This window comes from Bacillus sp. HSf4, from assembly GCF_029537375.1.
Lineage (GTDB): Bacteria > Bacillota > Bacilli > Bacillales > Bacillaceae > Bacillus > Bacillus sonorensis_A.
This window is the reverse complement of sequence record NZ_CP120679.1, coordinates 1,926,844-1,944,319: the sequence shown is the minus strand read 5'-3', so window position 1 is coordinate 1,944,319 and position 17,476 is coordinate 1,926,844. Positions and strand designations below refer to the sequence as shown.

General features: G+C 42.2%; 18 protein-coding genes and 1 pseudogene. 7 read left to right on the top strand and 12 right to left on the bottom strand.

Annotated features, from left to right (window positions below; genetic code table 11):
- Positions 1 to 357 precede the first annotated feature (357 nt).
- A complete protein-coding gene (locus tag P3X63_RS09895) occupies positions 358 to 1,371 on the top strand; it encodes a serine hydrolase domain-containing protein (RefSeq protein WP_236251123.1) in 1,014 nt (337 codons plus the stop codon).
- Positions 1,372 to 1,408: 37 nt separating this feature from the next.
- Complete coding sequence (locus P3X63_RS09890) at positions 1,409 to 2,038, top strand: TVP38/TMEM64 family protein (RefSeq protein WP_035428079.1); 630 nt, start codon at positions 1,409 to 1,411, stop codon at positions 2,036 to 2,038.
- Between the two features lie 52 nt (positions 2,039 to 2,090).
- Here P3X63_RS09890 and P3X63_RS09885 read toward each other — a convergent pair whose 3' ends face one another.
- From P3X63_RS09885 to P3X63_RS09855, 7 genes are all read right to left on the bottom strand, one after another.
- Positions 2,091 to 2,402, bottom strand: a complete 312-nt coding sequence (locus P3X63_RS09885) for a YbjQ family protein (RefSeq protein WP_026587089.1) — start codon at positions 2,400 to 2,402, stop codon at positions 2,091 to 2,093.
- A 289-nt stretch (positions 2,403 to 2,691) separates the two neighbouring features.
- Positions 2,692 to 3,024 (bottom strand): hypothetical protein, encoded by a 333-nt coding sequence (locus tag P3X63_RS09880; RefSeq protein ID WP_277692786.1) that lies wholly within the window; start codon positions 3,022 to 3,024, stop codon positions 2,692 to 2,694.
- 179 nt (positions 3,025 to 3,203) lie between these two features.
- Positions 3,204 to 4,058 carry an alpha/beta fold hydrolase gene (locus tag P3X63_RS09875; RefSeq protein WP_277692785.1) on the bottom strand — a complete coding sequence of 285 codons (855 nt, stop codon included), beginning with the start codon at positions 4,056 to 4,058 and terminating at the stop codon, positions 3,204 to 3,206.
- Positions 4,059 to 4,257: 199 nt separating this feature from the next.
- The gene (locus P3X63_RS09870; RefSeq protein ID WP_277692784.1) at positions 4,258 to 5,727 is read right to left on the bottom strand and encodes a potassium/proton antiporter; all 1,470 of its coding nucleotides are present in this window, start codon (positions 5,725 to 5,727) and stop codon (positions 4,258 to 4,260) included.
- Between the two features lie 120 nt (positions 5,728 to 5,847).
- Positions 5,848 to 6,546 (bottom strand): YoaK family protein, encoded by a 699-nt coding sequence (locus tag P3X63_RS09865; protein WP_026587086.1) that lies wholly within the window; start codon positions 6,544 to 6,546, stop codon positions 5,848 to 5,850.
- Between the two features lie 360 nt (positions 6,547 to 6,906).
- Positions 6,907 to 7,167, bottom strand: a complete 261-nt coding sequence (locus P3X63_RS09860; protein ID WP_026587084.1) for a CotD family spore coat protein — start codon at positions 7,165 to 7,167, stop codon at positions 6,907 to 6,909.
- 329 nt (positions 7,168 to 7,496) lie between these two features.
- A complete protein-coding gene (locus tag P3X63_RS09855) occupies positions 7,497 to 8,846 on the bottom strand; it encodes an amidohydrolase family protein (protein WP_277692783.1) in 1,350 nt (449 codons plus the stop codon).
- 338 nt (positions 8,847 to 9,184) lie between these two features.
- Here P3X63_RS09855 and P3X63_RS09850 point away from each other — a divergent pair, with 338 nt between their 5' ends.
- From P3X63_RS09850 to P3X63_RS09830, 5 genes and pseudogenes are all read left to right on the top strand, one after another.
- The gene (locus P3X63_RS09850; protein WP_026587082.1) at positions 9,185 to 10,315 is read left to right on the top strand and encodes a Rap family tetratricopeptide repeat protein; all 1,131 of its coding nucleotides are present in this window, start codon (positions 9,185 to 9,187) and stop codon (positions 10,313 to 10,315) included.
- Positions 10,315 to 10,443: a hypothetical protein gene (locus P3X63_RS09845; RefSeq protein ID WP_256860404.1), complete on the top strand. Its 129-nt coding sequence runs from the start codon at positions 10,315 to 10,317 to the stop codon at positions 10,441 to 10,443. The genes P3X63_RS09850 and P3X63_RS09845 overlap by 1 nt, the downstream gene beginning before the upstream one ends.
- A gap of 421 nt (positions 10,444 to 10,864) precedes the next feature.
- A pseudogene (locus tag P3X63_RS09840) lies at positions 10,865 to 12,699 on the top strand (T7SS effector LXG polymorphic toxin).
- Between the two features lie 20 nt (positions 12,700 to 12,719).
- On the top strand, positions 12,720 to 13,046 hold the full coding sequence (locus tag P3X63_RS09835) for a hypothetical protein (protein ID WP_026587081.1): 327 nt from the start codon (positions 12,720 to 12,722) through the stop codon (positions 13,044 to 13,046).
- A 538-nt stretch (positions 13,047 to 13,584) separates the two neighbouring features.
- On the top strand, positions 13,585 to 13,797 hold the full coding sequence (locus P3X63_RS09830) for a hypothetical protein (protein WP_026587080.1): 213 nt from the start codon (positions 13,585 to 13,587) through the stop codon (positions 13,795 to 13,797).
- 187 nt (positions 13,798 to 13,984) lie between these two features.
- On the opposite strand, the gene P3X63_RS09825 is transcribed toward P3X63_RS09830, so the two are convergent.
- From P3X63_RS09825 to P3X63_RS09805, 5 genes are all read right to left on the bottom strand, one after another.
- Entirely contained in the window at positions 13,985 to 14,173 is a 189-nt protein-coding gene (locus tag P3X63_RS09825; RefSeq protein WP_026587079.1) for a hypothetical protein, read from the bottom strand.
- Between the two features lie 645 nt (positions 14,174 to 14,818).
- Positions 14,819 to 15,058: a hypothetical protein gene (locus tag P3X63_RS09820; protein WP_051290366.1), complete on the bottom strand. Its 240-nt coding sequence runs from the start codon at positions 15,056 to 15,058 to the stop codon at positions 14,819 to 14,821.
- 263 nt (positions 15,059 to 15,321) lie between these two features.
- Positions 15,322 to 15,615, bottom strand: coding sequence for an oxidoreductase (locus P3X63_RS09815; RefSeq protein WP_277692782.1), 294 nt, complete (start codon positions 15,613 to 15,615; stop codon positions 15,322 to 15,324).
- A gap of 241 nt (positions 15,616 to 15,856) precedes the next feature.
- The gene (gene tmrB, locus P3X63_RS09810) at positions 15,857 to 16,450 is read right to left on the bottom strand and encodes a tunicamycin resistance ATP-binding TmrB (RefSeq protein ID WP_277692781.1); all 594 of its coding nucleotides are present in this window, start codon (positions 16,448 to 16,450) and stop codon (positions 15,857 to 15,859) included.
- A gap of 246 nt (positions 16,451 to 16,696) precedes the next feature.
- Positions 16,697 to 17,089, bottom strand: a complete 393-nt coding sequence (locus P3X63_RS09805) for a hypothetical protein (protein ID WP_026587074.1) — start codon at positions 17,087 to 17,089, stop codon at positions 16,697 to 16,699.
- Between the last annotated feature and the right edge of the window lie 387 nt (positions 17,090 to 17,476).

Here is a 17,476-nt window from a genome sequence, read left to right as displayed (position 1 = left end):
TAGATCATAAAGGAAAAACCCTTCAAAATTAAAGTAAAATTGAAAAATACTAATATAGTCCTTTTCTTCACAGCCGAATCGAGACCTTTAGCCCCATCTTGAAGATCAACCTCGACCTTTTTCTCATTTTATGATCCCGAGTCTATCTGCCAATCGTTTTCTATATCAAAAAAACACCGGAAAAACAGCTGATTTTTCCGATGTCAAAAATTTGCCTTATTTTAAATTTAGTTTAAATTATATTGTGAATGATGGAAAGCAAAAGAAAATTTTTATAATGTTATTTTGTCACGTCGCGTGCAACATATAAGTCCGGCACGTTCATTCCACAATATGATGAGAGGACTGGTTTAATTGGTGTATACAACTGAACATCTTGATGATTATCTAATGGAACAGGCAGCAAAAAATCATTTCCACGGCAGCATTCTGCTGGCGGATCGACATGGAGTGATTTTATCGAAAGGATACGGGTTTTCCGACTGCAAGGATAAAATAAAAAACGAATCGGATTCGCGGTATCAAATCGCTTCTTTGACAAAGCAGTTTACAGCGATAGCGGTCATGCAGCTCCATGAAAAAGGACTGCTCTCTACAGCCGATCCCGTTCAACACTATGTAAACGGCTATCCAAATGGGGACAAGATCACCATCAAGCATTTATTAAGCCATACGTCAGGAATTCCGGATTTTTTAGAGGACGAATTGCTTGATGTGGAATTGGAGCTGGCACCGCTTGACGAATACATATCCCGTTTTATTGATAAGCCGCTCGAATTCAAACCGGGACAAAGATTCAACTATAGCAATTCCGGGTACATACTGCTCGCCAAAATCATTGAAGAGGTCATGGGTGATACTTACGCAAACGTCATTCAACAGTTGATATTTGAACCTTTAGGCATGAAAAACTCCGGCTTTTTCACTTCACCGGCAGATATTTCCCCAACGATCGGATATTTAAACATCAATCGGGAAATGATCAAGGCGCCGACTGTTTACGGCTATGGAGAAAGCGGACTCTACTCAACCGTTGAGGACCTGTATTTATGGGACAGGGCGCTTTACACCGAAAAGCTGGTCTCAAAAACCGCACTGAAAGAAGCGCTTTACAGCTGTGTTAAAAAGCCTGCATTTCCAACAGAGGGCCCTTCTCCGGCTCTTGTTCAAAACAATTCGATCGGATACGGATGGTTTATTAATAAAGAAAACAAGTATAAAATATGGCATGATGGCGAGATTCACGGCTTTTTCAGCTCAATCAACCGATACATGGATCAAAAGAAGGTCCTCATCATGCTCAGCAACTGCAATCTATCAAAAACAGACGAAATCCTGGCTGAATTAGAACAGGCTTTGTTAACGATGTAAACGAAAGGCGGCGGACAAGATCAAAAAGCTATTCACTATGATCGCGGTCATGATCATCATTGCAATCGGTTTGACACACAAAGATGCCTGGCTTGAATTGATCAAAGCGGGCGGCGTTTATTCCGTTTTGTTCAGCACCCTGCTTGTGGCAGCCTGCGTCTTTTTCCCGGTCGTTCCATTTGCACTTATCGCCGGGCTGAACGGCGCTTTATTTGGAATCGGAAACGGCGTCTTGATTACACTGTCCGGTTCAATGCTTGGCACGATGCTCTTGTTTTTTCTAGCTCGCTACGGCTTCAGGGATTGGGCGGTTTCAAAGATAGCGAAATATCCGAGAATCAATGAGTATGAAGCCTATTTCAACCGCAACGCTTTCACCGCCGTGCTGTTGGGCAGGCTCCTACCCGTTGTGCCTTCCGTTGTCATGAACATTGTCTGCGGTCTCAGCAAAATCAAATGGACGGTCTTTTTCGCGGCTTCAACGCTCGGAAAAATTCCGAATGTTCTCGTTATCTCCATTGCCGGCGCCAATTTCACCGAGCATAAGCTGATCGCGTTCGGCATCTATGGCGTATACATGCTGATCATCGTCATGGTGATCTATAAAAAATATCCTCACCTTATCAGCAAACAGAAGAAAACAAAGCAGCAGGAGAAAACGCCTTAGCATGTTGAAGGCGGCCGCAGATCCACAAGCGGCCGCACGCTGCAAAAAGCTGTTAATCGATGACGGCGGCAGTGCCGTAGCCGATTAATTCAGAAGTGCCCTGACCAGCCGACAGTTCAAATCTCAAGCCGACGATCGCGTTTGCCCCCTTCTCTTCAGCTTGTTCAATTAAACGCTCGATGACGGCTTTTTTCGAGTCTTCGAGCATTTGCGTATAATTTTTTAATTCTCCGCCAATCACCGACTTCAATCCGGAAAGAATGTCTTTTCCGATATTCCTCGACTGAACGATGCTTGCGGTGACGATCCCCTTGACTTCGCGAATGTTTTGATTCGCGACTGTATCTGTTGTGGCGATGAGCATGATCCTTTCCTCCTGTTCGTCAGCCTGCCAGCTGCCTTATTTCTTTTTTCGCGCATTCATCTATAAATCTTATCGGCCGGATCGCTTACATGTTAAGTCTTATTTAATATTTTCCCAAAAGCGGGCACCGACGAATCAAACCACATTCTCTTTTATTGTATGCCGGAAGCCTTCTGCGCTATTCTTCAAGAGGTTGCTGGTGACGCGTGCAGCTGCACGACACGACTGAACCGTATAGGTAAAATCATAATGGCTTGTTGTGCTGCAGTCACCGTCATGCGATGTAAACCTAACATACACTTTCCCCCGGCAGAACCACAGCCGCGCCAATCGAATCCGTTTTCCCCGGTCCACGATCCTTCACCTGTATCACGACTGTTGTTTCCGTTTCCGGGGTCACATCGTGCGCTTCCAAAGCGAAGTTTTTTCCGCTTGGAGAGGTTAATGAAGCTGATACGTAATGTGGGCCTGCCGTTTTATATTGCCCAAACCGGTCTGAACTTCCATCTATATTCACTTCAAGTACGGAACTTTTATCATCGGCAAAACCGGTGATCGTCAAAGTGAATGGTGTTGTTAGAAGCAGTCCCGACAACACGGCTGTGACCGGCAAACATTTCACGAACTTGAATGTCCTCCTCGTCACACCTTGTCCAAATTCCTAAAGAACCGGCGGATTCTCTCAACCATAATATAACGCCGAGGGTTGACATTGTAAATCATATCTAGGTGTTCTTTAGAAATGTTAATATAATCTACATCTTTTTCTAACACTTTTGTAAAAATAGACTCCCATGCTTTTTAACGCTGCAAAAAGGTGATGACCTTGCGCGATACGGTCTCGGCTCCTTTTCCAAGCCAAATTAAATGCCCCCATGCATCGACCTCATACAGCTCTGATGAAGGGATATACTCCTGCGCGTGATACGCATGCTGATTCGAGACGAGCCGATCATACTGACAATGCATGATTAACACCGGACAAGACACCGTTTTTAAGTGGTGAACGGATAAGTCGTTCATGTTTTTTAAATCGATTAGAAACCCGTGTCCTGAGCGCTGTCTGTTGTTCATTTTTCTCATTTCTTCGATATCTCCCTCTTGTATTTTCAGCATTGCCTCATCGGCAGTAAGCGTTGTGAAGGAAGACATCATTTTCTTAAAGACCATCTGCGGAAATCGGTTATTCAGCGCTGAAATAAGTTTCCATACAGTCTTTTCAACAGGCGGGCGAAACATAAGATTTCCAATTTTATATTCAAGATCATCCGGTGTCAGCCACTGCTTTGTGACCGCACTTTGCAAAATCAAAGATTCCACCCTGTCTGGATATGCTGCTGCAAAGTAAATGGCGCTCGGACCGCCGGCTGACATTGCCAGCACATGAACCTTTTCAATCTTTAGTTCATCAAGCAGTTTCATATAGTAATAACAGGCACGCTCCAAAGTCTCCCCGATTTCTTTGGATGTCCCGCCATATCCGGCGCGGGAAGGCGTAATAATTGAAAATCCATTTTCATAGAGGCTTTGATAGCCAAACTCTTCCTGACAATTCGAATGTCCGCCGTGCATGACAAGAATCGGTGCGCCTTTACCTAGAAGCGAATACTCAATTGTCATTCCGTCAATTTCAAAGATGTCGATTGTTCTATCCATGTCTTGTCATCCTCTCAGGAAGCTTTTTATGTTATACGGTTTTCGTTTTGAATTGGTTTCATCGGGATGCCCCTAAAAGGAGGACGCATACAAGCCTTTCCTCTGTGTATCCGAATCTCAGAAAAAAAGACCAATTAAGCATAACTTAATTGGCCGCTGCTGGTATAAGTGATGTTCTGAGCAATCGACGGCTCAGAGATTATTCAAATTCCCTGTTCAAGTATTTTTTCAGTTCTTTTTTCCTTTTCTTTGAGACGAGAATATAAAGAATATCTCCTGATTGAATTTTCGTTTCTCCGTGCGGCGTGACTAAATCGCCGTCCCGGATAATCGCATTGATGAGGGCGCCTTTCGGAAAACTGATCTCTTTCAATGCCTGCCCCCTGATGACGTTGTCATCATCAACTTCAAATTCAATCATTTCCGCATTTGCCTTCCCGATGGATACAAGCTCTAAAGAATGGGGAGCTTCCACTTTCTTCGGACCGTTCAACCCTAACTTTTCCGCGACAAAAGCGATGGTTGAACCTTGGATTAAAGCGGATGTCAACACGACAAAAAAGACGACATTAAAGAATAGCTGGCTGTTTTCCAGCCCCATCGTCATCGGAAACGTAGCCAGTACGATCGGAACAGCCCCTTTCAACCCCGCCCAAGATAAAAAGATCTTTTCATTAAAATGAAATCCCATTTTGACGGCCGATAAAAATACAGCAACAGGACGGGCAACGAAGATTAAAATGAGAGAGAGCAGAAACCCTTTAAAAATAATGTCAAAGGATAAAAATTGCGAAGGGAACACCAAGAGCCCAAGAATGATAAACATCAGAATCTGCATCATCCACGCAAATCCTTCATTAAACCTGAAGATCGAGTGACGGTATGTTAAATCCTGATTCCCGATGACAAGGGCCGCAATATAAACGGCAAGCAATCCGCTCGCTCCGATTAAATCGGTCAGACTATAGGTCAGAAGTGCAAACGCAAGGGTAAAGATCGGATAAAGGCCGCTTGAATCTAAATTGATGGTATTGATCGCAAAGCTGGCAATGCGACCTAAAAAATACCCCAGCAAAAGTCCGATTCCCATCTGCCAAAAAAACGAACCGATCAGCAATAAATAGCTTGAGCCGTTGGACGTCATCAATTCTATCAAGGATAAGGTTAAAAACATCGCCATCGGGTCGTTCGTACCCGATTCCGCCTCAAGTGTGGCACTAAGCCTGTCGTGGATGTTCTGCCCTTTTAAGACGGCGAAAATGGCAGCCGCATCTGTTGAACCGACAATGGCCCCGAACAAAAACCCTTCCATCCAGGATACATCAAATATGAGTTTGGCGGCGACGGCAATCACGATCGTTGTGAGCAGCACGCCGATGGTTGCGAGCGATAATGAAGGAGCAGCCACCGACTTAACGGATGACCATTTTGTCTGCAGCCCGCCTTCAAAAAGAATGACCACCAGAGCGATGATCCCGATCAATTGAGCAAGCCCGGGATTATCAAAATAAATGATGCCAAGCCCGTCGCTTCCCATAATCATTCCGACAATAAGGAACAGTACAAGAGCGGGCACCCCCAACCGCGTGGAAAACTTTGTCGTCAATACTCCGATGATGAGCAACAATGCCGCAAGTAAAACAAATTGTTCAATATTCATATGTTCCAACCATATATCCTCCTCCCAGGAATGACAATATGCTTTGCAATGTAAATCTGGTCCCCTCGATCAGCAAAACCCTCACCCGTGTTTTACCCGCACAACGTCACGGCAAACGGATGACGTTAGTTAGTCCGTGCGTCTGGTCTCAGCTTTTTCATTTGTCTTGTGAAACCGTGCGGCGGCAAAAATGATGATCCCGATGATCATCACAATGGGAAGCCAGATCACAGCGAACGGGTATACCGGTTCGGCCACTGCGGCGATCACGGCGCCGAGGCAATATAACACGATCGTTAAGGCGCGGAGAAGCGCATCTGTATGAAGAATTGTTTTGGTGTTGATGCTGAGGATCCGTTTGGTGACATCTTCGAAAAAATTGGCGAGCGTGCCGGTCAAAACGGTCGTGGAAATACCTGCGATCGCGAGCTTTCTTGCTGCGGTTGTCTGAAGGCCCATCGCCATACTGAGCAGAATGATCATAAGGTGTGCTGAACATTCAAACAAAGACAGGAAGGCAAACAATAGTAAAATGAATGCTTCAACAGCAAGCGTGACGGTGACGCCGGGAGGCCAGAATGATTTTTCCTGTTTTCCGACGATGAATGATGCGATGACCACTCCGATGACAAACCCCAGCAGTGCGGTCAGTGAATACAGAACGGTCTTGCGGAGGGAGCTGCCGATGGCCAATCCTAAAAGGACAATGTTTCCGGTCATATTGGCGGTAAACACGTGACCGATGCTTAAATACCCTATCACATCCACAATGCCAGCTGTCAGACATAAAAGCAAAAGCATGATGTTTCGATATTGAGCAGCTTTCAATGTGATTCAAATCCTTTCTTGCTACATAAATCCGGAGGAATTGCAGCACATTTCCATCCGGTATCATGTTAAAACAAATGGGGACTGCAGGATCTCCTCTTCTCATATGTATGATGTCCTTTGCCAGAAAAAATCCGCTTCAATCAAACGATGTCCCCTCCTTTTTCAATTGTATCATAAACACAGCAAATGTTTATGATCCACACCTCCAAAAACCCCTTGGAAACGGGATTTTCGATTTATTTTTCTCCGTCGGACAATGAAGAACCCCGAAGTTTTCGCCCTGTCAAAAATAAAACAGACCATAAAGGTCCGAGCGGACTTTTATGGTCTGTTTTTGGTCAGAGATCATTCTCCTTACTAATAGCACTTTCCGTAGTCAGAATGTTTATCATATCCTCTGCATGGCTTTCCGCAGTAATAATGGTCATGCGAAACCTTCTTATCATAAGAATAAGTGTGCGGATAGTAATGAACATGCTCATATTTGTGATGATCTACTTTTCTTGTATGCTGCGGATGAATATGGGGAACGATGGTTTTTTTGCAGCGATGGTCCTCACAATAGTTTGTAGGGTAAACATGCGGCTTCTCTTCATATGATTTGCAACAACGATCCATGGATAAACCCCCTTCCTTCGTCTTCTCGTTCTCTCTATTAAACTATGATGACCACTGATAGTATGACTGCAATAAAAACCTATCCTTCGTCCTATTTTTCTCATTGGGCTACCTTGCCTTGGCTTTAGCCTTACCGAATTCCCAAGACAGTCTATTTCATGAACTTATTTTTAGATTGAATAAAGAAACACTGTATGATGAAGTGCTCATGGGAATTTTGAGAACGCCGGCTGCATAACCATCCGCAGCTTTTACACTTACTCCACAACAACAAGAAAGGCGGCAAAATAAAAAAAGCCTTCAAGCTAAATAGCTTGAAGGACGGCCGCTTAAAAAGCGGTTTCCGGAGAGCGCGATAAGATATGATCTCTTGCTTTAACCGCTTTCTTTCTTATATCATCAAGATTAACATCAACCAATGTTCCATTTCGCTTCAGCGCTTTTCCGGCCACATAAACGGAGTCTACATTACCGGGATGAGTGCACTGAACGATGGCTCCAACCGGATCAGTCAAGGGCAGCAAATTGAGGCTGTCCGATTTGACCATGATAAAATCAGCTTCCTTGCCAGGTGTCAGTGAACCGATTTTATGATCCAGCTTTAACGCCCGCGCGCCGTCAATCGTAGCTGCTTTAAGGATTTGTTCGGCGGAAATCCCTAGTTCCGGCCCCGGCATGATCCCTTGTTCGAGCTGTGCTTCATTCTGTTTGGCACGCTCTGCCTGAAGGGCGAATTTCATTTGTGCGAAAAGGTCGCCGCCCGTTGATGTGACAACATCAACGCCAAGCGTTGGGCAGACCCCTTGTTCGAGGGCAAGCCCTGTGACCGGATAACCATGCCCCATCATCATCTCAATTTCCGGCGTCACAGAAATCGAGCTTCCATGCGCCGCCAGCATTTTCATTTCTTCCCCGCTGATCGCATTGACATGGACCATGTTCAAATCGGGACCGAGCAGACCTGCTTGGTGAAGCTTTTCAATTGAACGGTCTTGCGCTCCCCAATTGCCAAACGCAATATGCATGCTGCACAAAGCATCGAGCTCTCGGGCTGTGTTGATTTCAAAGACAGACGTATCCCATGATGAAAACTCAGGACCGCGAATCGCAAGCCCCATCGAGAGAAGCTGATCATCTGACTGAAAATAGGCTTTTTTGACCCTTCTGGCTTCCTCCATATTGGAAAGTTCGCTTTCTCTGTTCCAATAAGCGGCATCGCCTGATGTTCCAAAAGCAAACACCCCGCGGATTCCTGCATCCTGCAGACCGGCAATCAGCTGATCCGTATGATCGGGCGATTCGATCATCGTCCAATCCAACAATGTCGTCACGCCTGCATCGAGCGCCTCGAGCGCTCCTAAATAATTGGCAATCCAACTATCCTCGGGCCTCAGCATCGCACCGTAATTCCCATAATAAATCCGGTTCAAATACGTTTGCAGCGACCAATCCGCACCGATCCCCCGGATCACGGACTCCCATACATGACGGTGCGTATCGACAAACCCCGGCATGATCACCATATTTTCGGCATCCACAACGAGAGCGTCCGAAGCTTCGATCGACCTCCCAACATCCACAATCGTTGAACCCTCAATCAGCATGTCCCCTTTTTCAATATTGTTCAGGCTCGGGTCAAGAGTGACGATCACAGCACCTCGAAAAAGCGTTTTTTGCATGATGATTCTCCTTTCATAAGGATTAGGACCAAATCAAACATTGCACACATTCTCATAACCAGTAACATTTTCCATCTTCAAAACCATTGTAGAATAAAATTGCCTGGGATTCTATTGATAAGGTTTGTAAAAACTCAATTCGACAAATTTCACGACTAAAGTAATGAGGAAAGTCGGTTAATAAATCCTGCTTATTTATGAAAGCGATTCATATTCTCTAGATCAAAACACCCGAATGCAGGAAAGAACAAACGGCTGTTGACTCGAAATAATTGTAAAAAAATAATCTATTTTGTAAAATAAAAGAAAAAGAAATCACCTGGGAAGGGGTTATGGACTTGAGTCAAAAGATCTCGTCAGCTGCGGTCGGGGTTAAAATCAATGAATGGTATAACATGATCCGCCAATTTAGCGTGCCTGATGCAGAAATTTTGAAAGCGGAAGTTGAACGGGAAATCGAACAGATGGAAGAGGATCAATATTTACTTGTCTATTATTCTCTTATGTGTTTTCGTCACCAGTTGATGCTGGATTCTTTAAAACCGTCAGAAAAACAGAAAAAACGTCCAACCATTCCAGATCTTCTGGAGAAAATCGAGAGCCCTCAAAGGAAACTTACCGGCCTTCTGAAGTATTATTCATTGTTTTTTCGTGGGATGTATGAATTTAACCAAAAGGGATACGTCGAGGCTATTCATTATTACCGCAAAGCTGAAAAAGAGTTAAGTGTGGTTACCGATGAAATGGAAAAAGCCGAATTCCATTACAAGTTAGCGGATGCTTATTACCAAATCAATCAATACTATGTTTCTTTAAACCATCTGACAATAGCTAAAAGATTATTTGAGAGCAATAGCTTTTATAAAGTGAAGACCATTGGATGCAATATGATGTTCGGAGCCAATATGTATGATATGAACCGCTTAACTGAGGCCGAATCTTATTACCGGGAAGCCTTAAGCCTAGCTGAACAACTCAATGAGAAAAACATAAAAAGGATTATTGGTGTCATATATCATAATTTAGGTCTTGTATCTGAAAGAGAGCAGCAATTAAATAAAGCCGAGTCGCTTTTCAGAAAAGCACTTGATATGAAAGAACATGCCGATACGATTTACGGTATTAGATCACAATACATGCTTTCAAGAGTTCTATATCAAACTGACAAATCAGAAGAAGCAAGATCATTTTATTATATCGCTTTACATCGGGCGTTAAAATGTCATGAGGAAGAATACAAATCCAAATTAAAAATCATTTATTCAATTTATGAAGAGTATGATCATAAAGATGTTGAACAAAGTCTTCACTATCTTGAAAAGAAACGTTTGTGGTCAGAATATGCAGAATTGACTGAAATATTGGGAGATTATCATTTTGAAAAAGGAAATTTTGCAGAAGGAAGGAAATTCTTAAAGAGGGCAATAACTGCCCAAACAAAAAAATTTAAAGTAACGGAGGCGTTGTAATGAAAAAATTTATTGTCAGTTCCACAGTAATCGGATTGCTTTTTGCAGGTTTCCTAAGTGTAGATGCAGCATACTCTAAATACGAGTCTGGAACGATGAAAATTGCGGAAAAAGCAATCAATATTTAACGCTTACAAAGGAGCAGGTTCACAAGAGCCTGCTTCTATTGTTTTCCATAAGTCTCATATAGAGAACTTTTTCTATATCAGTAAAACTTTAATGTGCCCTTCAGCAAATTGTTCACTCAGCACTTCCTCCCTACAGCTTCCAACATCCGAATGAATATGCAGCTCCGCTTCCGTACAACGCTGATCAACTGCTTTCTACAAGCATACCTATTTGAATGAATGGTAATTGATTGCCCTCATCCCATTCCCTCTCCATCCCTATGGGAAAAATTCAACTCTTTCTTCCTAAGAATCACATAGGCATAAAAACCTAAATCAAATGATTCATTTTCATGGATAGACAGGATTTATTCACCAATTTCTTTCTATAAAGTGGTAAACTCTTTACTGTTATGTCACTTTCGTATTAGAGGAGAATGCCATGAAGACCTTGGACGTTCAGGCGTTGCACGATGGAATTGATGAAACGCTGGAACAATTAAAAAAACAATCAGATGAAATCACAAACCTCAAAAAAAGCGTTGGCTTGACGATGCTTTAAAAGGAAAAGGGGGCGATGCGATCCGCGCCTTTTACGAAGAATGCCACACCCCTTTCCTGAGATTCTACGAATCCTTTATTGACGAATATCAGTCAGCATTGAAAAAACTAAAACATGCGTTAAAATCGCTTGAACCGAATCACAATGGTTATATTTCGCAAGCCTTTCTTGAAAACGATCTGGAACAAGGCTTGAACACGGCCGATCGAACAACGAAACATTTGGTTTCAAAAGCTAACGCCACGATCGCGAAAGTCAGTCATATTGCCGATCTGCCGGACTTGAATGACAATGATTTTCATGAACAGAATCGAAAAGCGTTGAAAGAGATCAATCAGACGATTGAAAAGCTGCATACATTTGACCGCGAACAGACAAGCGCTTTTAAAACCGCTGAAAACGATCTTGAAACGATGCAAAAATATATTACTAGGCTTGAAAAAATGTATACAGGGCCTAAAATTGAGATTACCGGCTACCAAAAAGGTTCGATTTTAAAGCCGGATGAGATGGATGATTTGAGCGGGAATCAAGAGACAGCGATGGAAGTCATGTTGGATAAGCTTGATAAGAGATCCGAACTTGAAAAAGAAGTGAGTGAAGTTGATGAACGGGATGTTGAAATTTATAAGTTGAAGAAAAAGCTTGAAAACGTCTCCAGTTCAGAGGAATATATTAAGATTGCGAAAGAGATTGGGTATGAAAATCTGGATTCAGATCAGAAGCTATATGTATGGCTGTTGGAGAAAAAGAAGTACATAGAGTTCGATTCGGCTGGATTTGTTGGGGGAGTAAAAGAGAATCTCGTCGATGCGGGTAGTGATTTGTGGGACGCTGCAACCCATCCTATAGAAACACTTGAGGGCATTGGAAACGCGATTATTCATCCCGTAGATACTTTTAACATTATAAAAAAGGATATTGAAGAATCATTTGTGCGGGATGTGATCAATGGCGATTCCTACAGTAGAAGTCATTGGTTCGGATATGCCCTTACAACGGTAGGAACATCGATAGTAGGCTCAAAAGGTGCAGACAAATTAAACAAAGTCTCGAAAGCCGGAAAAGTCGGATCTAAAGTAAAGGCAGCTACTAAGAAAGCAACGAGCAAAACGATTAAGGTTTCGAAGGAAACTTTAGAAAAAAGTATAGCGTATTTCAATAAGTCGATGCATAGGGTTGCTTCAAAAATAAAAGGGATACAAATACATAATCCTTTTGAACCACAAGTTGAATTTGCGGGCGTAGGGAAAGTCCCTTATTATAATGTGCTGAATGGCGAGAAGGTAAAGGAAAAGTTCATTCAGTTTGCAAAGAAAGTTTCTGATTTAACCAAAGGTGACCGCAAATACAATTCAGGCACTTTGAAACACATTTATCATGGAGAAATAAATAAACGTGGAAAAGCTGTAGGTTATCATCATGAAAGTATGATGGGTGGCGGAAAGATTATTCCTGGGACTGAAACCAAGCCTGATAAAAATGGTGTTTATAGAGCAAAAGTTGAAGTTAATGGTGTTACTAAAAAGGCCAAATCAAGCTTTTTCCCGAAAGATTGGAATCGTGCTGATGTATTAAAGGCCATTAATGAAGCTTACCAATCTAAAAAACAAGTTGATATATACAAATATATAGGCAAAAGTTCATCAGGAATTGAAATGTATTTAAATAAAGATGGCTCAATCGCTACGGCATATCCTTTATATAAAAAATAAGTTTAAAAGGATGAAAGGTAATGAAATATTTGTACGATTTTAAAAGAGACCCGTTCGGATATCTACGAATCAGTTTACCAAAAGAAATTAATATTTTTTCAGATTTTCTTGAAGATATTCCGACACCGGAAGAAGCAGACGAGTATCTTGAGGACCTTGAAAATGTTTTGAACGGGACATACGAGGATTTTGAAATTCAGCTAAATGCGACTAGCGTTTTCATGAAAAAAGATGTGACAATTGCTGAACATTTTTTTAGATATGAACCGCCCTTTAAAAACACAATAGAAACCGAGGAATTTAAAAAGTTGCTATTAATTTGGAGAGAGAAGATATCAAAAGAGTGATTACTATGGACCATAGATTGTCCGTCGAGGTTCTTTTATGTAAAAAGAAAACCTTTGATTAGAACTTGAGTTCCGATTTACTTCAATCCGACTTCTCGCTGTGTCAGGTATTTTTGCCTTTCATCAACAGCAAATTAACCGGTTATCTTGGTCTGGCCATCCCCTCACCTCCTTCCGAAATTTCATTTAGGGAATTTTTCAAAATTGAGGGGAGTGCGGCCTTCGCGGGGATCTCCATTTCCTCCTGCAGATGCAGCATGGCCGTCTCCAGTTCTTTTCGAGCTTGCGTTTATTTTTGTTTGTATACGTCAATTCCCTTTTGCGCTTGTGCATTAAAACGCAGCACAGTCAGCTTCTTTACCTTCCCGGGTGAGAATCGGACAGCTTGGCTCATTACAGGACTTTAAAGATTTATTCATCACCCAATCAATCCGCCTAGATTAAGTGCGACAGAATGGATTACATTTATTGTACTAATCTAAGAAATATACCATTTCATCTTCCAAATAAGGTATCATTTAACTAGGAGGTGATAAAAATGTCTGATAACCCAGTCACTATTCAACGCAACAGGTTAGATGTTGCTATGGAACTGACTCAGTTGCATATAAAACAGTTTCATATCCTTGAGGAAGAGGAGATACCTGGAATATACGCCCAATATTATGCGTTGGCTCACTGCTTGCAAAAGGACTCACAAAAATTACATGAGTTCCTCCCTCAAGAAATACGTAACAAATTATATAAGTAAGATTGGGCCATCCACTGTTATGTGTGGATGGCTTTTGATTTTATAAGTCTGTCCCTCCTATAGATTCTTTCTAAACCGAGCCCAAACTCGAGAGGCCCCTTGGCCGCCGATCGTCTATTCTGAGATTCACTGAACCCGTTTTACAGAGAATATAAAAAGCACCCCGGAGGATGCTTTTTAATCACTTTTATCTTTTTTTCACATCAAATTGTGTTACAAGTCGCATATTAACATTTACAATACGCTTCCCCTCTTCAAACTCATACCAATGCTCACATTCTTGCAATTCTTTTATAAGTGCTTTCTCAGATTGTGCCATTACTTTAGCTGTTCTAATATTTTCATTGTCAAACCAAAAAACAACTTCAAATTTCATAATCTTTCACCTCTTGCTTTATTATCGAACAAGAGGTCTAGAAATGGAACAATTCACGAAATTTGTCGAACGAATTTCTAGTTCTTAATGTTTACTTTATTTTAATCACCTAATCAGGACAATATGAAGTTGTTGGGCCACGAGGGTTTAAGAAACAGAGAAATCACTTCTGTAAAAGGAAAACCTTTACCTCCAACTCAAAACCCAAATGAAAGTGATATCTTTTTTTACTCACTCCTTACGCTAAACGCTCATTAATATCGCCTTATACACACTTCGGGAGGAAGCCAAGTATTTTAAATGGTATATCCAAAAAACATCTGCTTACAAATCTCCCACAAGACTGCGCGACCCGGAGCTTAAGAATGTTCCTCCTATTAGGCTTCATTCTTCTTACCTTCAATGGTATCCGAACCATAAAAAGTCGCCCTTCTGTTTTGGAAAGCGCCTTTTTCAATTTGACCTAATATCATATTAACCGATCTAAAACAAAACAGAGTACCAACGTTGTGCCATTTTTAATAACTTCATTCCAATCACCTCCTTTAACGAACACCGCGCTCTTAGCCAGTAAGTCGTTTTTCATCACCAATAAAAAACCTGACGGCATTTATCAAAGATCTATAGGAATCACCCACAACGGCTTCATTTCAAATCATTCCGCATCACTGTCCGCGGCAGCCAATGAACAATTACATCATCCGAATGAATATGCAGCTCTGTCTCCGTGTCAAAGTGAACGACAAAACCGCTGATTAAGCCGGAAAATTTGTTTTTTTCCGTAATTTTCGTAACCGTTGCCCCTTTTTTAAATCCTGGCGGGTGACACGCTTTTCCTACAGTATAGGTATTTGAATGAACGGTAATTGATTGGATTGCCTTCATCTCATTCCCTCTCCATCCCAGCGGGGAAAAGACCCCCTTATTACATCAATACTTCCGCATGGCGATGATTTTTCCTTTGCGGATTTTTTACATAAAAATGTCATTTTGAGAAAGCCCAGCTTGACTCCTTCCCGGTTTTTAAAGGATATGCGCCGGCTTCCGCTAACTCTCCCAGATCACATCCGCGGCTTTTCATACAAAAAGCGCGAAACCGAGAGCGTTTCGCGCCTTGAAAAATAACTGATATTCAACTCGGGAACGTTTCAATCCTTAAAACTGATCATGTTCTGCGCAAAATCAGGGTCTTCCAGCAGCGGGCGGCCGACTGCGACGGCATCTGCCAGCCCGTCCCCGATGATCCGGTCCGCAAAACTGCGGGTATAGATTTTGCCGACGGCAATAACAGGTACTTGTAGATGCTGCTTAATGACGGCGGCATCAGGCAATTGGTAGCCTGGGTGGGTATCGGCCGGCTGGATGGGCAGCAGGCCGCCGGATGATACGTCCACTGTTAACCGCTTTTCTTGACTCATGCAGCCCGTACGGTTTTTCTTCAACCCTTATCGTGCTTTCGAATGCGATTGAAAATAAGCTCATGATCGATGATAATGGCGAATAACAGCCATGTCTTACCGTTAAAAGAGAGCTGAAAATCCCATCCCAAAAAAAGCAGGTGTGAAGCCCGCTTTTTTAGGATAAGGTCGGAACTTTTCATTTCCTCTTCCTTCTCTTTAAAAAAAAGCAGCATTTCCCCGCCGAATGGGTTATCAACAAGTCCGAACGAGATTTTCAAAAACATTATTTTACACGGATATGCTTCAGCTTCACATGCAGTCTGTCGATGAATCTTTTCATGCTTCCTCTCGTGTCAGGTTCAATTGCCAAGTGTGCTTTGGCAGCAATCATTTCCGCGACATTTTGGATTGACATATGATCCGTATGGATATGCTCTTCAAAGGTTTTGTCTGACAAGCCCTTGATGCATCGGTCTATTTGTTTGGCCGCCCAGGAATTTTTTCCTTCAGCTCTGGAGCGAAGACGTTTGTGTAAACTCTCCTTTGAAGCCACTAATGTAAAGTGATAAACCGTACGGTCGTCTTGTCTGAGCCTGCCGATGATTTCTTCAAAATAACCGGGATTCACAATCGTCATCGGCACGATGATAATGCCGCTGTATGTATCGGCTAAGTAGGAGAGTATGCTGTAATTGAAATCTCTCCACAAGCTATAATGTTGAAAATCATCTTCAGCGATTTCTGAAGGTATCAGCGAACGCATCGCAAATCCCATCTTTTCAGGATCGTATACGTAAGACTTTTTCAGCCTTCTATGCAGCTCAAACACCGTCTGTGTTTTCCCGGAACCGAAAGCTCCGTTTATCCAAATAATCATCGTTAACCTCCTCCATCTAAAAAAGCCCTCGGCTTGTTGAAAAGGAAAACCATTTTTCTCTAACATATACCGCCTTTACCCGCAGATCATCCAACACGCAGAATAACCCTGCTTTTCATGTCTTACTGATACAAAAAATCAGTGTTGGAGTTTGTTTATCAGAATGAATTGTCGTGTTTTGATGTTGTGTTTGCATTAAAAAATACCTCCTAAGCGGATAAACAAAGGAGGTATTTTGAACAGAGATTAATCCCATAATTCAAATTTAATGGTACCGATGATATCGCGTGTCGTTGTCACAACAAATTCGGCATCGTTGTCAGACCCGTCTACATATGGATCTACGTCAAATGAAACACAATGCCCATTTCCCCAGAATGATGTTGATTTGATTACAGGCCGTGAACTTCCATCATTATCATAGATTGTTACGTTGGCACCTCCAAAAGCGTCTTTTAAACAAATCTTGGCATTACCACCTTCGGCTCCGTTAAGATAACCCGTTACTCCGTCGCCAATATAAGTCGTATCTATTAATTGCCAACCTGGCGGGTCTGCTGCATAACTAGTTCCAGCTCCCCACATGAAACCTCCGCATACTAGTGTTGTAATGAACAACCCCTTTAAAAATGTTCTCATCCAATCCCCTCCCATTTGATTAGTATTTCCATATTCATCTATACCATATCGACTAACGAATATCCTGCATTTTTATAAAATATGTTACAAAATAATCAAATTGTGGAATACAGAAATACAAAATAACAGTTTATTCTCACCGGAATTACTCCAAAGTTGATCGAAAAATTAAAACGTTATCTTTTGGAAACAAGGAATCAAAAAACATATAGATTCAAAAAGTGCTTCATTCAGAACGGGTATATCTCAATCTTTTGCTTTGCGATGGGACAGACGAAATTCTGTCGGAACACGCGTTTCCATCGCGGCCCGCATTTCACTGAAGGCATTTCCAGTCGCATCCCTCCTCTAAAACATCACCCATTTAAACCTCGTTTAAGGTAAAAG

What these genes read in the sequence shown, in the direction of transcription:
- P3X63_RS09890 (WP_035428079.1), top strand. Translation starts at nt 1,409, where the DNA reads ATGATCGCGGTCATGATCATCATTGCAATCGGTTTGACACACAAAGAT.
- P3X63_RS09885 (WP_026587089.1), bottom strand. Translation starts at nt 2,402, where the DNA reads ATGCTCATCGCCACAACAGATACAGTCGCGAATCAAAACATTCGCGAA.
- P3X63_RS09875 (WP_277692785.1), bottom strand. Translation starts at nt 4,058, where the DNA reads ATGGATAGAACAATCGACATCTTTGAAATTGACGGAATGACAATTGAG.
- P3X63_RS09860 (WP_026587084.1), bottom strand. Translation starts at nt 7,167, where the DNA reads ATGGATCGTTGTTGCAAATCATATGAAGAGAAGCCGCATGTTTACCCT.
- P3X63_RS09855 (WP_277692783.1), bottom strand. Translation starts at nt 8,846, where the DNA reads ATGCAAAAAACGCTTTTTCGAGGTGCTGTGATCGTCACTCTTGACCCG.
- P3X63_RS09845 (WP_256860404.1), top strand. Translation starts at nt 10,315, where the DNA reads ATGAAAAAATTTATTGTCAGTTCCACAGTAATCGGATTGCTTTTTGCA.
- P3X63_RS09835 (WP_026587081.1), top strand. Translation starts at nt 12,720, where the DNA reads ATGAAATATTTGTACGATTTTAAAAGAGACCCGTTCGGATATCTACGA.
- P3X63_RS09830 (WP_026587080.1), top strand. Translation starts at nt 13,585, where the DNA reads ATGTCTGATAACCCAGTCACTATTCAACGCAACAGGTTAGATGTTGCT.
- P3X63_RS09825 (WP_026587079.1), bottom strand. Translation starts at nt 14,173, where the DNA reads ATGAAATTTGAAGTTGTTTTTTGGTTTGACAATGAAAATATTAGAACA.
- P3X63_RS09820 (WP_051290366.1), bottom strand. Translation starts at nt 15,058, where the DNA reads ATGAAGGCAATCCAATCAATTACCGTTCATTCAAATACCTATACTGTA.
- tmrB (WP_277692781.1), bottom strand. Translation starts at nt 16,450, where the DNA reads ATGATTATTTGGATAAACGGAGCTTTCGGTTCCGGGAAAACACAGACG.
- P3X63_RS09805 (WP_026587074.1), bottom strand. Translation starts at nt 17,089, where the DNA reads ATGAGAACATTTTTAAAGGGGTTGTTCATTACAACACTAGTATGCGGA.